Origin of the sequence: Rhizobium sp. BK289 (assembly GCF_014193575.1) — a bacterium.
Classification (GTDB): domain Bacteria; phylum Pseudomonadota; class Alphaproteobacteria; order Rhizobiales; family Rhizobiaceae; genus Rhizobium; species Rhizobium tropici_C.
This window is the reverse complement of sequence record NZ_JACHZO010000001.1, coordinates 407,302-421,433: the sequence shown is the minus strand read 5'-3', so window position 1 is coordinate 421,433 and position 14,132 is coordinate 407,302. Positions and strand designations below refer to the sequence as shown.

Here is a 14,132-nt window from a genome sequence, read left to right as displayed (position 1 = left end):
GATGAAAAACACCCGCTCCTCATCAACGTTCGAAGCGCGAGGAGGCAATCATGAATTTGAAAGACGCAACATTGTTCCGGCAGGCCGCGTTGGTCGGCGGTGATTGGATCGAAGCCGATCCATCCAACGCGATCAAGGTCGACAACCCCGCAACGGGCGAGATCATCGGCCTCGTTCCCAATCTGGGTGCTGCGGAGACCAGGAAGGCGATTGCTGCAGCCGAAGCCGCGCAGAAGGAATGGGCCGCCCGCACCGCCAAGGAACGCTCCGGTATCTTGCGCCGCTGGTTCGAGCTGATGATGGAAAACCAGGATGATCTCGGACGTATCCTGACAGCCGAACAGGGCAAGCCGCTGCCTGAAGCCAAAGGCGAAATCGCCTATGGCGCGAGCTTCATCGAATGGTTTGCCGAAGAAGCCCGCCGTGTCTATGGCGACATCATTCCCGGTCACCAGAAGGACAAGCGCATTCTGGTCATGAAGCAGCCGGTCGGCGTTGTCGCGGCGATCACGCCCTGGAATTTCCCGAACGCCATGATCACTCGCAAGGCCGGTCCTGCCTTTGCCGCTGGCTGTGCCATGGTCTTGAAGCCGGCCTCGCAAACGCCGTTTTCGGCGATCGCCATTGCGGTCCTTGCCGAACGCGCCGGTCTGCCCAAGGGGCTTTTCAGCGTACTGACGGGTTCGGCTCGCGCCATCGGCGCCGAGATGACCGCAAGTCCGGTCGTGCGCAAGCTCACCTTCACCGGCTCGACCGAAGTGGGCGCAGAACTCTACAAGCAGAGCGCGCCGACCATCAAGAAACTCGGGCTGGAGCTCGGCGGCAACGCACCTTTCATCGTGTTTGACGATGCCGATCTCGATGCTGCCGTCGAAGGCGCGCTGATCGCCAAGTTCCGCAACAATGGCCAGACATGCGTCTGCGCCAATCGTCTCTATGTTCAGGACGGCGTCTATGATGCCTTTGCCGAGAAGCTCTCTAAGGCTGTGGGCTCGCTGAAGACCGGCAACGGCTTCGACGAAGGCATCAATCTCGGCCCGCTGATCGACGAGGCGGCCCTTGCCAAGGTCGAGGAGCATGTTGCCGACGCCCTTTCGAAGGGAGGCCGCATCGTTGCCGGCGGCCATCGCCACCATCTCGGTGGACGCTTTTATGAGGCGACCGTCCTTGCCGACATCACGCCCGCCATGGCCGTCGCCAAGGAAGAGACATTCGGGCCGGTCGCTCCCCTCTTCCGCTTCAAGGACGAGGCCGATGTCATTACCCAGGCCAACGACACCGAGTTCGGCCTTGCCTCCTATTTCTATGCCAAGGATCTCGCCCGCGTCTTCAGGGTCGCCGAAGCGCTGGAATACGGCATGGTCGGCGTCAATACCGGCCTGATCTCGACGGCCGAAGCGCCGTTCGGCGGCGTCAAGCTTTCCGGCCTCGGCCGCGAGGGATCGCGCTACGGCATCGAGGAATTCACCGAAATCAAATATGTCTGCCTCGGCGGCGTCGCCTGAGGCCAAGGGGAGGCCGTCGGGAGAGGTTTATGGCACCTGCACGAGGCGGCCGCTGCCTCTGATCTCCGAGCGTCGCAGGACTGGATGCCCATATAGCTCGATGTTGCCGCTTCCGCTGATCGATATATCCGCATCGGCAGCAGCGGCAACCTCAGCATCGCCGCTGCCCCGAACCCTGATCTTCACCGATTGGGCGGCCAGGTCTTTCAACCGTGCGGTACCTGAGCCGGAAATCTCCAGATCGACCGTATGCGCGCTGCCCGTGGCGGAGACGCTGCCACTTCCGGATATGCTCAAACGCAAATCGGACTGATCGAGCTGCGACAGGGCAAGATCGCCGCTGCCGCGCACCTTCCAATCGGTGACGAGCGGTCCCGACAGGCTGACTTCGAATTTGGAGCTGGACCAACCCGGATCGCAATCCAGGCTCAGCCTGCCACCCTGCAGGCGTACATGATCCAGAAGTGCCGGATCACCGCTGATGACGGCCTCCGCCTTTCCGCCCGGCCGGTACTGAACGGAGGCCGGAATATCGACCGCCAGGCTGCCATTGGAGCTGAAAGGCAGGATGACCTGCTGCTTGCCGGATGCCGCAGATTCGCAACCGGATCGCATGCCACCCCACCAACGCCCCGCATTGGCCCAATCCGGCCCGGAAAGCCCGGTGCCGAGCGTAAGAAAGACGAATGCACAAATCAGTCCGGTCGTCGCGACAGTCGCCAATTTCCCGTTCATTGTCCATTTCCTCCAACGATGCGCAGTCCGGTGCTCAAGCTCGACTTTCGTCCACTTGAGCCAGGCGGAAATGCAGGCGAGCATATTGCCCAAGCATGCGGATGCCCAAACTCAGACCCATCAGCAGCAAAGCACCGCCACCCACGAAGCAGCTCACCAGGCCGGCACCGATCAGCAGGCGGGCCAGCATGCCGACGGAAGGCAGGCCGATGTGGAACAGCACGGTGGTGACGATGATCTTCAGACCCACGGCGCCGACAGCCACCAATGCAATCGCAAGGCCAAGCGTGACGAAGATCGCAGCAAAGAGCAGCGGCAGCAGGAAAAAAATATCGACAATGGCAAGGCCGGCCAGGGCCATCATAGCGGCCAGGAGATTCGGTACGCTCCAGTGGGCCTCCAAACGGCGCAGCCCCGCATCCGCCCGCAGCTCCCGAGCGATCCTGCCCGGATCGCCAAGCGCTGCGGCAACCTCCTCCTCGCTTCGGCCGGAAGCCTCGGATTCGGCAAAATGGGCTGCGTAATCAGCCAGGATATCGTCAATCTCATGCGGCGGCAGGCTCGCAAGCCCAAGCCTCAACGTGCGTAAGAAAGCGTCCCTGGTCATGGTGAATCCTCAAGAAGTTTATCGACAGCGTCGGCTAGCGAGCGCCAGTCGCGGCGATGGGCTTCGAAAATCGAGCGGCCGAGCGGCGTGAGCCGATAATATTTACGCGGCGGCCCGCTGCTCGACTCGACGATGCGGGTCGCAACCAGTCCGTCATTCTGCATCCTGCGCATCAGCGGGTAGATCGTTCCTTCGCCCATGCCCACCGCCGCAACCAGCGTACTCGCAATCTCATAGCCGTAGCTTTCGCCCCGCGAGAGCACGGCCAGGACGCAAAGATCGAGCACGCCCTTCCGCAATTGAACTTGGATCGAGTCAGTCATGAACGCCTCAGCTTTACAGAACGAATATAACAAGCTATCTGTTTATGCAAGGTAGCTAGGACGGCTTTCGCAACCGGCACATGCCTCTTCGTGTCATCGTCTGGACTACGGACCGACATGCCTTGCCATCACAGCCATCGCGCAGCCTGTATCTCTGGTTAAATGGAGTAGTCCCCGGCGACAACCGCCACCACAGTTGCTAACTCACGATCCCCGCATCAAAGCAGTCGTTGTAGCCGACCCGCTGAGCATCGTCTTCCCGACCGTGGACAGCGTGGAAGATGTCAAAGTTCCGCTTCAGCTTTGGGGCTCAGAGCTTGGAGGGGGTGGTGGAGCATCTCCTGAAAATGTCGCAACGCTTGCACGGCTATTGCCGGAAAAACCTGATTTTCGAGTCGTCCCCAATGCCGTTCATTTGTCGTTTCTGACACCTTGCCCGGAAATGAGGCCGTCGTCGGATGCCTGCACCGATGCGCCGGGCTTCGATCGCGTCGCGTTTCATAGACAATTCAACGCCGCTGTCGTCGCATTTTTCCGCCGGCATCTGACGCAGCGGTAACGGCAAGCATATCGGAGCGTGAAGCAGCATGTGACGTGGAACAATGCGCAGGCATTATGAGCGTTGAAACTCGTCCGCGAATCCGATCAGATCATGACAAAAACGATACGCATAGCGGCGGCTCTGGTGCTGCGCCCGGACGGGAAGACATTGCTTGTGCGCAAGCGCGGCACTATTGCCTTCATGCAACCCGGTGGCAAGGTGGAGCAGCAGGAGACGCCAGAGACGGCGCTGATCAGGGAACTCCTCGAAGAACTGGGCCTTGCGGCAGAGATGAAGGATCTGACTTTCCTCGGTCGTTTCTAGGCGCCGGCAGCCAACGAACCGCACCATACTGTCGTCGCGGATATATTCCGGCTGCATGTGGGCGATCCGGCAATCACAGCAGCGGCAGAGATCGAGGAGATCCGCTGGGTATCGCCCCACAATCCGGGACATATAGCTATGGCTCCCCTGACCGAGCATCATATCCTTCCTCATTATCGGCAGCAGACTGTGTCCGCGGGCCAATGAGGTCGAATTTCATCGGCTCCAGACAATGAGGGCAACTTCGGCGATTTCCTGGAAATTCCTGGCCTGGAATACAACTTCGTTCGCCTATTCGCCTATGGGCGGCAGACGCGTTGCTCACGGCGGACGAGCCGTCCAATTGCACGTCGCTTTACATGGGGCGAGAGTAAAATTTAAATATTGTAACAAAATGAAAAATTAATAGATTTCAACTTTAGCGGTGAGCTTATTTACTACGAATATGATAACATGCGCAGAATACATGAGGCCCTCGTTATTTTAATTGAAAGTAAAAACAACTTTGGATACATGAGTAAAAAAACACGACGTGAGGCCGAAAATGAAAAGAGAAAATACTGCCAGCCACGAGAGGTTTATTGAGCTGACAAGCAAGATCGTCTCGGCCTACGTTCTTCGCAACGCGACCGCGCCGGAAGATTTGCCGAGGCTCATCATAGACACATATGCCGCGCTTACCGGTTCTCGGCAACCTGAGCCGTTGTCATCGGAAAAGTCGCTGAAGCCGGCGGTGCCGATCAAGAAATCCATTACCGATGAATATCTGATCTGCCTGGAAGACGGCGGTAAGTACAAATCGCTGAAGCGGCACCTCAACACCAAATACGGCCTGACACCCGAAGAATATCGAAAGAAATGGGGCTTGCCGGCCGACTACCCGATGGTCTCGGCCACCTATGCAGCCACACGATCGACGCTGGCGAAGAAAGCCCTCCTCGGCCATACAAAGAACGCGACCGATATTGCGCCGGCTGCCGAGCCGGCTCGACGGCAGCGGAAAACCGGCTGATTTGGAGTAGTTCTGCGTTTCTTCGAAAAGCGTACGCGCCTATCTTTTTATTTCCCAGCGCGTTGCGAACGGAAAATCGCTGCGCGCACGCTTGTAGATGCTCCAGGAACGTTTTGAGCCACTTCGCGTGATCCGCCCTGTCCGCACTTCGACGATAATTGCGCGATCAAGTCGCTGCAGGATCACGGAATTTCGATTGTCTTGGCATTGACGGTAATCGCGCGGCCGGCAAACCAGCCGTTGATACCGGCGCCGAGGCCGAGCAGGACGAACAATACGGAGCTCCAGGCAAAACTCCCGGTCCAGCCATGGATCGTGCCGACGACGAGCGGGCCGATCGCGGCAAGCAGATAACCGACGAATTGCGCCATCCCGGAGAGATGGGCCGCCACATGCGCGTCGGGCGATCGCAACACGATGACGGTCAGTGCCACCGCGATCAATCCGCCCTGCCCGATGCCTTGCAGCACGGCCCAGAACCAGACCGTCCAAAGCGGCGCAAAGAGCAGGCCCAGCAATGCTGCGACCGCGACCAGGCAGAGAATGACATTGATGGCGCGCTGGTCCCTTCCCTTGACGGCGATATGGGGTGCGACGAGGCAGGCAACGGCCTGCACCATAACCGAGGCGGAGACAATGGCTCCGGCGGTCACGCCGTCAAGGCCGCGTTCGCGCAGAATAGGCACGAGCCAGCCGAAGACGCAGTAGGCAAGTGCCGATTGCAGCCCCATGAAAAGCGTTACCTGCCAGGCGATGCGATCCGACCAGAGGCCGGTGACACGAAAACCAGCGCGGCGGACCTGGCTGCGCGTTCGAACCACCTGCGGCAGCCAGAGAAGTCCGACCACGAAGGCCGGCACGGCCCACGCCGCAAGCGCACCACCCAGCGATCCACCGAGGGCATGCTCGATCGGAAGCGTGAACCCGGCAGCACTTGCCGCGCCGGCGCATAGCGCCATCGTATAGCAGCCCGTCATCAGGGCGGCCTTGTCCGGGAAATCACGCTTGACGAGCCCAGGCAGCAGCACGTTGCCGATGGCAATACATGCGCCGGTCAGTGCCGTTCCGAGGAAGAGCAGGGAAATGGAGGAAACTCCGCGCAGCGCCGTGCCGAGCGCAAGCAGGAAGATGACCGCAAGCAGGACACGCTCGGTTCCCATGCGCTGCGCAAGCCTTGGCGCAAATGGCGAAAACAGCCCCATGCAGACCACGGGCAAGGTCGTGAGGATGCTGGTACCGAAGGCCGAAACGCCAAGCGCGGACCTGATTTCCGGCAGAAGCGCCGATGCGCTCGAGAAAACCGGTCTGAGATTGAACGCAATGAGCACGAGGCTTGCACCCAGCAGAAACCTGCCGATCGGCGATTTGCCTCCACGTGGCCGCGGTACGGGAATTTCATCGGCCTCGGCATCGATCAATTCGAGCGAGGCGGCATTTTGTGAAGTTATGGTCATGACATCAGCAATCGATCAAGAGTAGCGACGACGGGCGCCATGAAGCGGCGTACGGCGGCATCGGCCGCTTCAGGATTGCCGGTTTCGATCGCGTCGACGATCGCGATATGCGCCTGCATATCCGGCTCGGGAATATCCGCGCCGAGCGTCGCCTCGATGGTCTCGGCAATGGAAAGGGAGAAGAATTCGTAGAGCTCGATCATCGCCCTGTTCTGTGAGGCCGCGACGACCGCCTTATGGAAGGCAAGGTCGCGCTCGATGAACGCGGCCTTGTCACCGCCGGTATAGTTTCCGCGCGCAATCAGCAAGGCGCGCAGTTGCGAAACAATTTCCGGCGAATGACGCAAGGCAGCGAGCCGTGCGGCCTCGACCTCCAGCGCAAGCCGGGCCTCGAACTGATCGCGCAAGCCGGCGCGACGCGCCATATCCAAAGGACGGCTGACATCCGTCACCGAGCGAACATAGGTGCCGGACCCCTGCCGCGTCTCGAGAAAGCCTTGGGAGACCAGCACCCTCACTGCCTCGCGGATCGTGCCGCGGCTGACCGACAGCATGGATGAGAGCGAGGCTTCATTCGGGAGCTTTTCGCCGACAAGCCAGCGTCGGGCGATGATTTCGCCGCGAATGGCCTCGACGGCATTGTCCGCAAGAGTGGTTTTGGTCAGGGCACGCATGATCTACTATCATCAAGTCATCGGATGACTTTATGATTTAGGCGGCGAAAAGCTCTTCGTCAATCCAATTGCAGGAATGATCAGCGGCTAGTTATGACGTCTGCTCTTTTCGAAGAAAAGCAGTAAGGCAAGTCCCAGCAGACCGGCGGCAGCACCGATAAGGGCCGTTCCGGAATAGCTGCTGATCGCCGTGCCGATCGCGAAGAGAAGAGCGCTCAAACCTGCACTGAGGAAGATATTGACCGATATGAGCGCGCTGCCGAGACCGGGGCGCTCGGCAATCAGATCCTGCAGATAGGTAATGGGAATACTGATGAGCGCTGCCGCGCCGATCCCGCTGACGAGGGTCAGCGCATAGACGTGCCAGGGTGCGTAAGCCAAGCCGAGCAGGACCAGATAGACGACGTAGATGACCGTGCCGATCCCCAGCGCCATGAGATGGGTCATGATCCGCTGCGCCCGCCCCCACGCGACAATGAAAACGACTTCAAGAAGGGCGACGATCCCGACAAGGATACCGATATCGGCCACCGTTCCGTGCGCCGCGCCGGTGACGATGAGTGGCAGAATGGCGCCATTGACATGCAGCGTGCTGGTGATCAGTGCCACCGCGATGAGGCGCACGAAGACCGGCGGTGACATAACTTCGCCCAGCGCGGCAAGATAGGAAAGATGGCGTGCCGATGCCTTGTCGGTGCCATCCTGGCGCGGAAGGAAAAAGGCGATCAATCCGAAGCAGACCGCACAGGCGAGACCGGCAAACAAATAGGCCGGCAGCATGCTTGCTGAATTTGCAAGCAGGACGCCAGTTATACCAGGCACCAGAACCCAGGAGAGCGAGATCATCGCACGTACGCCGGAATTGACCGTGGCGACATGGTTGCGCTCCATTCCGCTTGTCGCCACCCTGACATTGGCAAAGAGCAGCGAGTTGAGCGAACCGTAGACCGGCAGGAAGAACAAGGCGCTGAGAACGAAGGTTGCCTGCGCAGGCACGGCATAGACGGCGCCATAACCCAGGACCCCGAAAATGGCGACGCTCAGCATCATCACGCGATACTGGCCGATCCGGTCCGCCAGATTTCCAAGCAGGATGCTGACGACGACGTTCACCGCGGCCGCGCAGAAGATCAGCGTCGAATAGAGCCCATTGCTGAGTCCGAGTTCGTGGATGCCGACGACCGATTGATAGGGCGATGTGGCGGCGCCGGCAAAGCCAAAGGCAAAAATGGCAAGCATGCTCACCCGAATGGTCGGGTCGCGGAAAACATCAGGAAGAAGGTGGGTCATCGGCGGGTCGAGGATGTTGTAAATCACGCCTTCGGGGCGCTGGATATCCTTCCGTCAAAGTGGATCGAGACGCAAATGGTTGCTTTGTGCTTGACCCCTTCGGACATGGATTGTCCACATCATTCATCACATCAATGACGGCAGGTGGGCTTCAGCCGGGCATCGCGCGCGAATAGGCGGCCAGGATGAAGCGCTCTGACTGAAACAAGTATTTCTCCAGTGCGTCGGCTGCGCTCACGGACGCCCCTTGCTCCAGATGCGCCAGGATGGCCGCGTTCTGGCCGACATAGGGAGCATGCAGATATTCGGGATCGCGGATCAGGCCGAAGACGAGGCGCAGTTCCAGGGAAATCTGGGCATAGAAGGCTGAAAGCCTTGGACTGTCGGCAAGCGCGACGATGGCGGCATGAAAGGCGATATCCGCGCTGCCGACCTCCAGCCACTCGCCACGATCACGATGCTGGACGGCGGCATCGATGGCGGCGCGCATCTTGTCGACGCTCGGGTGGCGGTGATGCGCATTGGCGAGCGCCGAGCATTCGATCAGGCGGCGAATATGAAAGATATCCATGATTGTCGAGATGCTCGGCGTAGTGACGAAGACGCCCCGATTGGCCTCATGACGCAGCACACCCTCTTTCGTCAGCAGCCGGAAGACTTCGCGCAGCGTGTTGCGCGAGACCTGCAATTCCTCGCAAAGAGCCGCTTCGGACAGATGGCTGCCAGGCGAGAGCGTGCCGCTGATCACGCGCTCGCGGATGCGGGCGGCGGTCAGTTCCGCAACCGTCTGCCCCGTCTCCGCGACAACCGTCGGCTCGATGCTGGCAAGATTTGTCTGCTTCATTTGCTCTCCCGGCACCTGCATTCAATCGCTCCGACGGCCACTAATCAGCCACTTGTTGGAAAGCGAGTGGCTATTCGTACTTGTCTGCGGTTGGCGGCCCGTTGACAGCAAGGTCCGGCGGGCGATTTTGCGCAGATTTGTCCCCGTTTTCGATTGGCAATATGAAAATTGTTGAACAATATAGACCACATTGTGGTTTGATGCTATCTCACGTTCTCACAAACATAACGGGAACGCAGATACAGATGTTCATGAGACGCCTGTTTTGTAGAAAAACCTCGCCTGCTTTTGTCAGGCTGCAGCGGGTGTCGGCATGAGGATGCTGCGGTTCGATTTCGGCGAGTGCACCTGCATCATGAATGCACAGAGCAACATCGTCATCATCTCGGATGCCATGAGCGACCAGCCCAATACCGAGGTAAGCGCATGACGAATGCTGCGGGCGACAACAAACCGCTTCTGTCTGTAGCGGATCTGACTGTGCGGTTCGGTGAAAACCGCGTGCTCGAAGGGCTTTCCTTTTCGATCGAGCCGGGCCGGACGCTCGCAATCGTAGGCGAATCCGGCTCCGGCAAATCGGTGACCTCGCTTTCCATCATGCGCCTTGCCGATATGATGGGCGCACGCTTCGAGACAGGCACCATCCTCTTCGACGGCAAGGATCTGCTGAAGCTCCCGCAGAAGGAGATGCGCGCTGTTCGCGGCAAGGAGATCGCCATGATCTTCCAGGAGCCGATGACCTCGCTCAACCCTGTCTTCACCATTGGTGATCAGATCTGCGAAGTCCTCCTTCTACATGAGAGGATCGGCAAATCCGCTGCCATGGCGGAGGCGCAGCGCCTGCTGGAAATGGTGCGTCTGCCGGATGCGCAGGCACTCTTGAAGCGCTATCCGCATCAGCTTTCCGGCGGCATGCGCCAGCGTGTGATGATCGCCATGGCGCTCGCCTGCCGCCCGAAGCTGCTGATCGCCGACGAGCCGACGACTGCCCTCGACGTGACGATCCAGGCACAGATTCTCAACATCATGCGGGACCTGCAAAAGGATCTCGGCATGGGCATGATCTTCATCACCCATGACATGGGTGTGGTGGCCGAAATGGCTGATGATGTCGTGGTCATGTGGAAGGGCAAGAAGGTCGAGGAAGGCCCGGTTCGCGAGATCTTCGCCAATCCCGGGCACCCTTATACGAAGGCGCTTCTCGCCGCAGTGCCGAAGCTTGGCAGCATGACCGGCCAGGACTTTCCGAAGCGCATGCCCTTGACGGTGCTCGATGGTGGCGAGCCGAAGATCGTCGGTGAAGAACGAGTCCAGAATACCGCCCGCTACGACCAGCAGCCGCTGCTATCGGTACGCGACCTCTTTGTGCGCTTCGACATAAGAAAGAACATATTCGGCCAGGTCACGCATCGCTGCAGCGCCGTCCAGAAGGTCGCTTTCGATATTCATCCCGGTGAAACCCTGGCCCTCGTCGGCGAATCCGGCTCCGGCAAATCGACGATCGGCCGCACCATCCAGCAATTGCAGAAAGCGCGTTCCGGTGAAATCACCTTCAACGGCAAGAGTTTCGCCGCCATGTCGCAGCTCGAACGTTTCCGCCTGCGGCGCGACGTGCAATACATTTTCCAGGATCCCTTCGCCTCGCTCGATCCGCGCAAGATGGTCGGCTTCTCGATTGCGGAGCCGATCAACACCCATGGCATCATCTCCGGATCGAAGGAAGTTCGCTGCCGGGTGGACGAACTTCTGGAGCGCGTCGGCCTGACGTCGGCTCATGCCGATCGCTATCCGCACGAATTCTCAGGCGGCCAACGCCAGCGCGTCTGCATCGCCCGTGCCCTGGCCTCCGATCCGAAGCTCATCATCGCCGACGAAGCGCTATCGGCTCTCGACGTGTCGATCCAGGCCCAGATCATCAATCTCTTGATGGATCTCCAGGCCGAACGCGGGCTCGCCTATCTGTTTATCAGCCATGACATGGCCGTCGTCGAGAAGATCAGCCATCGCGTCGCCGTTCTCTATCTCGGCCAGATCATGGAGATCGGCAGCCGCCGCCAGGTCTTCGAAACACCAATGCACGCCTATACGCAGCGCCTTCTCTCGGCCGTACCGATCGCCGATCCGACGCAGGAGCGCAGAACCACCCTGCTGGAGGGCGAGATCCCCAATCCCGTCCGCCGCGTTGGCGACGAGCCGCCGATCCTGGCTCACGAGGAAATCACCTCAGGCCACTTCATCGCCAAGAGCGCCTGAGCGACTACCAAACATCGCATCGATCTGAAGAGGAAACAGGTTCAATGAAAAGAATGAAATGGGGACTGAAGACCGCTCTGACCGCACTCATGATATCGAGCGTCGCCATCAGTGCCGCTCCCGCCTTCGCGGCCGGCAAGCTGACGGTTTCGTCGTCACAGGATCCCGGTAGCTGGGACCCGATCGACACGTTCCTGGTGGCATGGGCTGCCGTTTCGACCAACATCTTCGACGGCCTCACCTATCGCGGCCCCGATCTCAAGCTGGTGCCGGGCCTTGCCGAATCCTGGGAAGAACTGGATCTGGGCAAGCGCATCCGCTTCAAGCTGCGTCACAACGTGAAATTCCATGATGGCGAGCCCTTCAATGCCGAAGCGGTGAAGTTCACCTTCGACCGCCTGCTCGGCGAGCAGGGCGCCAAGGGACCGCAGCGCTCGAACTACACCGCGATCGAAAGCATCGACATCATCGACGACTACACGGTCGATATGAAGCTGAAGACGCCCGATCCGGTACTTTTGACGAAACTTGCCGGCTATGGTGCGATGATCGTGCCGCCGAAATACATCAAGGAAAAGGGAGAGGATTATTTCAATCTCAATCCGGTCGGCACCGGCGCCTTCAAATTCGTTTCCTATACGCCGAAAGTGAACATCAAGCTCGAAGCCAACCCGGATTACTGGGGTGGCGCACCGAAGCTCTCCGAGCTTGAATATCGCTTCATCAGCGAGCCGGCGACCGCCGTTGCCGAGCTTCAGGCGGGCCGCGTCGATATCGTCATCCCGCCGACCATCCCGATCGGCATGCTGCCGGTCATCCAGGGCGATTCCAAGCTCGAAATCGCCAGCGTTCCCGGCCCGACGGTCGATGCGCTGCGCTTCAACACCCGCGACGGAATTACCGCCGATCCGCGGGTGCGCAAGGCGATCATCATGGCCGTCGATCGCGACACGATCGTCAAGTCGATCCTTGCAGGCCAGGGGACCGAAATCGTCAGCTTCCAGAATTCGCTTTCCTTCGGCTACGATGCCGACCTGAAGCCGCTTCCTTACGACCCGGCAGGCGCCAAGAAGCTGCTTGCAGAAGCCGGAGTGAAGCCCGGCGCGGCATTGCAGATCGACATTCGCGGCAATGACGCGACGATGAACGAGGTGGCGCAGGTCGTGGCAAGCTATCTGCAGATGGTCGGCCTCACCGCCACCATCAAGCCCTATGAAACCAACGTTCTGCTGAACGACATCATTCCGCAGGGCAAGACCGGCGCGATGTTCCAGCAGAAATGGGGCGGCTGGACCTTCGACTACGACAACACGGCCTATTCGATGTATCACTCCGGCGAAAAGTGGAATCCTTATGAAAAGGATGCCGCTCTGGACAAGCTCTTGGAATCGCAGCGCCCGCTCACCGATCGCGCCGAGCGCGAAAAGGTGCTGAAGGACATCGGCAAATATGTCGCCGACAAGGCGCTCGAACTGCCGCTCTACAACAGCAATGCGATCTACGGCGTCAGCAAGCGCGTCAAGGGCTTCGTGCCCGCTCCGGATACCCGCATCAAGCTGAACGAAGTCACCGTCGACTAATCATCAAGCAGGACGCCGTCGGCCCGGCCGGCGGCGTCATCCGAAAGCTCTCGGGGTAAGAACGTGGCCGGTTTTCTCATCAAGCGATTGCTGCAGGCGATTTTCGTCGTGATCGCCATCACTCTTCTCGTCTCCTTCGCCATCCGCCTCACCGGCGACCCTGCCGTGATGATGTTTCAGGGCGGCGGCAGCATGACCGAAGACGACCTGGCCCGTATCCGCACAGCCCTCGGCACGGATCAACCTTTCCTCGTGCAGTATTTCAGCTTCCTGAAGGGGCTGCTGACGCTCGATTTCGGTCGCAGCTTCACCGGCGGCACGCCTGTTTCCCAGCTAATTGCCAATGCCCTGCCCGCGACGCTGCTACTCGCCTTCATCTCCATGGTGGTCTCGATCGCGCTCTCCATCCCGCTCGGCATCAAGGCCGCGACGGCGCGGGGCAAGACAGCAGACCAGATCATCCGCGTTCTCTCGCTCCTCGGCCTCTCCTTCCCGAACTTCTGGCTGGCGCTGATGATGGTGCTGTTGTTTTCCATCACGCTCGGCTGGCTGCCGCCGAGCGGCATGGTCGGAATTTCGAGCTACATCATGCCGGCTGTGACCATGGGCGTCATCCTGACGGCAACGAATGTGCGCCTGGTGCGTACCGCCATGCTGGAAACGCTGCAATCTCAATACATTATGGTCGCGCGCGCCAAGGGCCTTAGCGAAAGCAAAGTGCTCTACAAGCATGCATTGCGCAATTGCGCGATACCGCTCATCACCTATTTCGGCATCCAGTTCGGTGGGCTGCTCGGCGGCATCGTCGTCATCGAGCGCGTCTTCAACTGGCCCGGTCTCGGCACGCTGGCATTCGATGCCGTTGGCGCCCGCGACTACCCGGTATTGCAGGGCGTGATCACCGTGCTGGCGCTGTTCATCGTCGGCGTGAACCTTCTCGTCGACATCGCCTACGGCCTTGTCGATCCCCGTATCCGCACGGAGTAACGC

Annotated in this window: 13 protein-coding genes; 6 read left to right on the top strand and 7 right to left on the bottom strand. The window is 59.7% G+C overall.

The genetic code is table 11. From position 1 onward, the window contains the following. Window positions 1-50 precede the first annotated feature (50 nt). On the top strand, window positions 51-1,505 hold the full coding sequence (gene gabD, locus FHT84_RS01915) for an NADP-dependent succinate-semialdehyde dehydrogenase (protein ID WP_112344803.1): 1,455 nt from the start codon (window positions 51-53) through the stop codon (window positions 1,503-1,505). Between the two features lie 27 nt (window positions 1,506-1,532). Here the strand turns inward: gabD and FHT84_RS01910 are convergent, their stop codons facing one another. The 3 genes from FHT84_RS01910 to FHT84_RS01900 are packed head-to-tail and all read right to left on the bottom strand — an operon-like array spanning window position 1,533 to window position 3,170. After that, window positions 1,533-2,240: a DUF2807 domain-containing protein gene (locus tag FHT84_RS01910; protein WP_112344802.1), complete on the bottom strand. Its 708-nt coding sequence runs from the start codon at window positions 2,238-2,240 to the stop codon at window positions 1,533-1,535. 34 nt (window positions 2,241-2,274) lie between these two features. Further along, on the bottom strand, window positions 2,275-2,847 hold the full coding sequence (locus tag FHT84_RS01905; RefSeq protein WP_112344801.1) for a DUF1700 domain-containing protein: 573 nt from the start codon (window positions 2,845-2,847) through the stop codon (window positions 2,275-2,277). Beyond that, window positions 2,844-3,170 (bottom strand): PadR family transcriptional regulator, encoded by a 327-nt coding sequence (locus FHT84_RS01900; RefSeq protein WP_112344800.1) that lies wholly within the window; start codon window positions 3,168-3,170, stop codon window positions 2,844-2,846. The genes FHT84_RS01905 and FHT84_RS01900 overlap by 4 nt, the downstream gene beginning before the upstream one ends. A 652-nt stretch (window positions 3,171-3,822) precedes the next feature. On the opposite strand from FHT84_RS01900, the gene FHT84_RS31750 reads away from it, so the two are divergent. Together FHT84_RS31750 and FHT84_RS01890 are read left to right on the top strand one after the other, a co-directional pair. Next, on the top strand, window positions 3,823-4,035 hold the full coding sequence (locus tag FHT84_RS31750) for an NUDIX domain-containing protein (RefSeq protein WP_348628029.1): 213 nt from the start codon (window positions 3,823-3,825) through the stop codon (window positions 4,033-4,035). A gap of 544 nt (window positions 4,036-4,579) precedes the next feature. Beyond that, window positions 4,580-5,047 (top strand): MucR family transcriptional regulator, encoded by a 468-nt coding sequence (locus tag FHT84_RS01890; RefSeq protein WP_112344798.1) that lies wholly within the window; start codon window positions 4,580-4,582, stop codon window positions 5,045-5,047. Window positions 5,048-5,229: 182 nt separating this feature from the next. On the opposite strand, the gene FHT84_RS01885 is transcribed toward FHT84_RS01890, so the two are convergent. From FHT84_RS01885 to FHT84_RS01870, 4 genes are all read right to left on the bottom strand, one after another. Further along, window positions 5,230-6,501, bottom strand: coding sequence for an MFS transporter (locus FHT84_RS01885; protein ID WP_112344797.1), 1,272 nt, complete (start codon window positions 6,499-6,501; stop codon window positions 5,230-5,232). Beyond that, the gene (locus FHT84_RS01880) at window positions 6,498-7,175 is read right to left on the bottom strand and encodes a FadR/GntR family transcriptional regulator (protein ID WP_112344796.1); all 678 of its coding nucleotides are present in this window, start codon (window positions 7,173-7,175) and stop codon (window positions 6,498-6,500) included. The genes FHT84_RS01885 and FHT84_RS01880 overlap by 4 nt, the downstream gene beginning before the upstream one ends. A gap of 87 nt (window positions 7,176-7,262) precedes the next feature. Next, window positions 7,263-8,465, bottom strand: coding sequence for an MFS transporter (locus FHT84_RS01875; RefSeq protein WP_112345198.1), 1,203 nt, complete (start codon window positions 8,463-8,465; stop codon window positions 7,263-7,265). A 151-nt stretch (window positions 8,466-8,616) separates the two neighbouring features. Beyond that, window positions 8,617-9,309 (bottom strand): GntR family transcriptional regulator, encoded by a 693-nt coding sequence (locus FHT84_RS01870; protein WP_181592425.1) that lies wholly within the window; start codon window positions 9,307-9,309, stop codon window positions 8,617-8,619. A gap of 426 nt (window positions 9,310-9,735) precedes the next feature. On the opposite strand from FHT84_RS01870, the gene FHT84_RS01865 reads away from it, so the two are divergent. The 3 genes from FHT84_RS01865 to FHT84_RS01855 all read left to right on the top strand — a co-directional run bounded on the left by FHT84_RS01865 (window position 9,736) and on the right by FHT84_RS01855 (window position 14,129). Next, window positions 9,736-11,562, top strand: coding sequence for an ABC transporter ATP-binding protein (locus tag FHT84_RS01865; protein ID WP_112344795.1), 1,827 nt, complete (start codon window positions 9,736-9,738; stop codon window positions 11,560-11,562). A 44-nt stretch (window positions 11,563-11,606) separates the two neighbouring features. Continuing rightward, a complete protein-coding gene (locus tag FHT84_RS01860) occupies window positions 11,607-13,142 on the top strand; it encodes an ABC transporter substrate-binding protein (RefSeq protein WP_112344794.1) in 1,536 nt (511 codons plus the stop codon). Window positions 13,143-13,205: 63 nt separating this feature from the next. Beyond that, window positions 13,206-14,129, top strand: coding sequence for an ABC transporter permease (locus tag FHT84_RS01855; RefSeq protein WP_112344793.1), 924 nt, complete (start codon window positions 13,206-13,208; stop codon window positions 14,127-14,129). Window positions 14,130-14,132: the final 3 nt, after the last annotated feature.

Coding starts and splice junctions, on each gene's coding strand:
- gabD (WP_112344803.1), top strand. CDS start 51: ATGAATTTGAAAGACGCAACATTGTTCCGGCAGGCCGCGTTGGTCGGC.
- FHT84_RS01910 (WP_112344802.1), bottom strand. CDS start 2,240: ATGAACGGGAAATTGGCGACTGTCGCGACGACCGGACTGATTTGTGCA.
- FHT84_RS01905 (WP_112344801.1), bottom strand. CDS start 2,847: ATGACCAGGGACGCTTTCTTACGCACGTTGAGGCTTGGGCTTGCGAGC.
- FHT84_RS01900 (WP_112344800.1), bottom strand. CDS start 3,170: ATGACTGACTCGATCCAAGTTCAATTGCGGAAGGGCGTGCTCGATCTT.
- FHT84_RS31750 (WP_348628029.1), top strand. CDS start 3,823: ATGACAAAAACGATACGCATAGCGGCGGCTCTGGTGCTGCGCCCGGAC.
- FHT84_RS01890 (WP_112344798.1), top strand. CDS start 4,580: ATGAAAAGAGAAAATACTGCCAGCCACGAGAGGTTTATTGAGCTGACA.
- FHT84_RS01885 (WP_112344797.1), bottom strand. CDS start 6,501: ATGACCATAACTTCACAAAATGCCGCCTCGCTCGAATTGATCGATGCC.
- FHT84_RS01880 (WP_112344796.1), bottom strand. CDS start 7,175: ATGCGTGCCCTGACCAAAACCACTCTTGCGGACAATGCCGTCGAGGCC.
- FHT84_RS01875 (WP_112345198.1), bottom strand. CDS start 8,465: ATGACCCACCTTCTTCCTGATGTTTTCCGCGACCCGACCATTCGGGTG.
- FHT84_RS01870 (WP_181592425.1), bottom strand. CDS start 9,309: ATGAAGCAGACAAATCTTGCCAGCATCGAGCCGACGGTTGTCGCGGAG.
- FHT84_RS01865 (WP_112344795.1), top strand. CDS start 9,736: ATGACGAATGCTGCGGGCGACAACAAACCGCTTCTGTCTGTAGCGGAT.
- FHT84_RS01860 (WP_112344794.1), top strand. CDS start 11,607: ATGAAAAGAATGAAATGGGGACTGAAGACCGCTCTGACCGCACTCATG.